Consider the following 3,387-nt stretch of genomic DNA (forward strand, 5'->3'; position numbering starts at 1 on the left):
GCGGCGGCGTCTTCGAGAATGTCGGTTTGACCGGTCGAAAGGCCGAACTGCTCGCCCAGGCCTCGGGCGGCGAGTTGGGCATCGGCCGAAGACGCAGTCGTTGCAATAGCCGAGACCAACTGTTCAAGGGCGCTGCGGAATTCAGATTTGATTTCTTCGACGGTGCTGGCGAGCGCCACCGACGAGAACAAGGCTCCGGGACGACCCTCTCGCCGGAACTGGACATACGAAGCGTATGCGACATATCCATAACTGACGAGGATGACGACATGCCACGTCCACCACGAGAGCTGCCATGGCCGAGCGAGGCCGACGAGAACCACTACCTCAGCCAGCAACACCAGTGAGGTAACCAAAGCCATTGCTACCGGTGAGGGCCGGGATCGGTAGACGAGGTAGTAGCGGAAGGCCGCCACCAGGAACAGTGCCACACCGACGACTTCGAGAGGCAAGAAGAAGTCAGAAAGCCCCGATTCTTCGAGCGACACTCCGAGTGGAGCGATATCGTTCACGCTCAGATACAGCCACGCTGCCGCAATCGCCAGGACCCCGATTGACAGCTGTGTTCGGGAGCGGACGATCGACACCGAGCGTGACTCCGACCACTCGAGGGAAGACAAAGCGGCGAGGATGGCTGCCACGAACAAGCCGGCGGGCATAGCGAGCGAAAATCCGAGGTTCGCGCCCCCTGCGAGCAGCTTGGGAGTAGCCAACGCATGGACCCCAAAGAACGCCGCGCTCACCGAATACGACAAGGACATGAGGAATAGTCGGGCGTCGTTGCGAGCTTGAGCTTCTCGTCCGATGCGGGTGGCGAGCATGAGGTTGGCGAAAGCCACGATGGCGACTAACCAGAAATGGGTTGGGTTGTGTTGCCATTTGGCGTCGACCGCCGGGGCGGCGAGTAACACAGAGACGAAGGCCGGAGCCAACGCCATGTGCAGGACCCAGACAACGGTGCCTGGCCATGCGATTGAACGGTTTGCCAAGAGGAACCTCCGGCGGCTAACCGTAGTCAAATTCGACTTTCTTCGCGGGAAGGTGTCAAGGTCCAAAAGTACGGCCCCCGCCGTGGCGAGGGCCGTTTCACGAGACCTGCGATCTTTTAGCCGCCGAGCAGGCCGCCCAGGCCTTTTGACGTTGTCCATCAGGCCGCCGCCTTCACCGGTGCCGGCACCGCCGTTCAGGAGACCGTCGAGTTGTGAGGCGATCGGTCCTGGGAGCTTGTCTTTGACGAAACCGATGACCATACCGACAACTTCTTCTGCCTTGTCGGTGGGCAAGCCGGTCTTTTCGGTGATCATCGAGATGAGTTGTTCCTGGCGTCTCCTGTCTGGTGGCCCGTCCCTCGAGGGCCTGACACGAATCGTAGCGGCCAGCCTGTTCCCGCAACGAGTGTGCATCCAGACCGATATGTCGAGGCTGGATGCACACTCGTTCCACAAATGTGGGCGATCCGATTGGCCGTGAATCGCTAACTTGGGCGTATGGATTTCGACATGCCGACCGCAGATGACCCACGCCGGGTTGCGGTGAAAGCGTGGTTGACCGACCACCCCCACCCGAGTGGTCGTGAGATGTATGAAGCCGGCTACGTTGTTCCTCATTGGCCGACCCCGTGGGGCGTCGCCGCCGACCCGATGCACCAGGTCATCATCGACGAAGAGTTCAATCGAGCCGGCATCAAGCGTCCCGACAACGCCATCGGGATCGGTTGGGCAGCCCCGGTGATCCTCCTGGCGGGAACCGACGAGCAGCGGGCCCGCTATCTCCCGGGGATTTTCAGTGGTGAGGAGTACTGGTGCCAGCTTTTCAGCGAACCGGATTCGGGCAGCGACCTGGCGAGCCTGTCGACCAGGGCGGTGCGCGACGGGGATGAGTACGTCATAACCGGATCGAAAACCTGGTCGAGTTTCGCCCACAAGTCGAAGTACGGCATCTTGCTGGCCCGAACCGACGCCGACGTACCGAAACACAAAGGTATCTCGTACTTCATCATGCCGATGGACGCTCCCGGTCTCACCATGCAGCCAATCATCGACATGTCGACCGCTCACTCGTTCAATCAAGTGTTCTTCGATGACGTGCGCATCCCGGCCGCCAATCGAGTGGGGGAGGAGGGCGACGGTTGGCGATTGGCAGTTGCCACGTTGGCGAACGAGCGGGCCTCGCTGTCGTCGGGAGGGTCATTGTGGGGGATCGGGCCGACCGCCCGGACTCTCGTCGACCTTGTCAGACGGGCCGGCGGCGCCCCCGATCCGATGGTTCGGGATCGCCTTGCCCGGATCTTTTGCGAATCCGAGGTGCTTCGGTTGTTACAACTGCGCATGTTGAGTGCCAGGTTGCAGGGCAAGACCCCGGGATCTGAGGCATCGGTCCAGAAGATCTTGTCCGACGAACACGGCCAGCACGTCATGGAGTTCGCCAAAGACTTCGCCGGTACCGCCGGACTTTTGGAAGGCTCCGGCCCGGCGGGACCGGTCCCCGAACTCCAACAGGACGGCCTGACCGAGATCAACTTCCCGCGTGGGGAGGCGAGTCAGTTCCCCGACGTTGATCCGATCTGGCATTACGGGTTCGTGTTCCAGCCTGCGTTGACGCTGGGCGGAGGCACGTTCGCCATTCAACGCAACATTGTCGCCGAACAAGCCCTCGGCCTACCGCGCGAACCTGATGTCGAAGCGGGCAAAACCTGGGTCGAAACGCGTCGCTCCTAGTCCCAACCGAGTTCGTGAAGGCGACGTTCGTCCATGCCAAGGTGATGGGCGATCTCGTGCAGGACCGTGACTCTGATTTCGCGACGTAATCCTTCGGGATCGAGTCCCAGCGCAACGTGTGGTTCTTTGAAGATGGTGATGGTGTCCGGCAGGACTGCCGAGTAGTCGTTCCCCCTATCGAGCAGCGAAACCCCCTCGTACAGGCCGAGTAATCCGTCACCATGAGGATCCTGGTCCGGTGTCGGGCGATCGGCGATGACAAAGATGAGGTTGTCGATCGTCTCGTTGACCCATTCGGGGAGGCTCCCAAGGGCGTCGCCGACTGCCCGGTCGAACTCATCATCGGTCATTCTGTATCACCGTCCACATCGACGAGCGATCGTAGCGTCACCAGCCGTCCGCCGATTCTTTGTCGAAACCTGATGAACTGAACTTGACTGTTTATCAATAATAATTTATTGTAAAACAATAAACAATATCCGATAAACAGACAGGAGTAAGGGACATGAATATGAAGGTGATTCGCCTTTCGAAGATTGCGTTCGACATTATGTTCGTCGTTGGGTTGATTGGCATTGTGCTGGTTGCGGGTTTGACGGTCTTGTCGCCGATCATCGTGGATGCGATCCGGGAGTCGAACGGGCTGGCAACCAGTGGTGACTTCTTCGGA

4 protein-coding genes are annotated in these 3,387 nt (G+C 59.8%); 2 read left to right on the top strand and 2 right to left on the bottom strand.

Translation table 11 applies throughout. The annotated features are described in order from the left end of the window. Positions 1–1,304, bottom strand: a 1,304-nt coding sequence (locus JJE47_18110; GenBank protein ID MBK5269341.1) for a hypothetical protein, incomplete at its 3' end; no start/stop codon positions are given. Between the two features lie 183 nt (positions 1,305–1,487). Between JJE47_18110 and JJE47_18115 the strand changes: the two genes are divergently transcribed. After that, the gene (locus JJE47_18115; protein MBK5269342.1) at positions 1,488–2,717 is read left to right on the top strand and encodes an acyl-CoA dehydrogenase family protein; all 1,230 of its coding nucleotides are present in this window, start codon (positions 1,488–1,490) and stop codon (positions 2,715–2,717) included. Here JJE47_18115 and JJE47_18120 read toward each other — a convergent pair. Further along, entirely contained in the window at positions 2,714–3,067 is a 354-nt protein-coding gene (locus tag JJE47_18120; GenBank protein ID MBK5269343.1) for a metallopeptidase family protein, read from the bottom strand. The two genes, JJE47_18115 and JJE47_18120, sit on opposite strands and share 4 nt — an antisense overlap. A 155-nt stretch (positions 3,068–3,222) precedes the next feature. On the opposite strand from JJE47_18120, the gene JJE47_18125 reads away from it, so the two are divergent. Next, on the top strand, positions 3,223–3,387 hold a 165-nt coding region (locus tag JJE47_18125; protein MBK5269344.1), incomplete at its 3' end, for a hypothetical protein.

The sequence above is a fragment of the Acidimicrobiia bacterium genome (genome assembly GCA_016650365.1).
GTDB lineage: Bacteria > Actinomycetota > Acidimicrobiia > Spongiisociales > JAENVV01 > JAENVV01.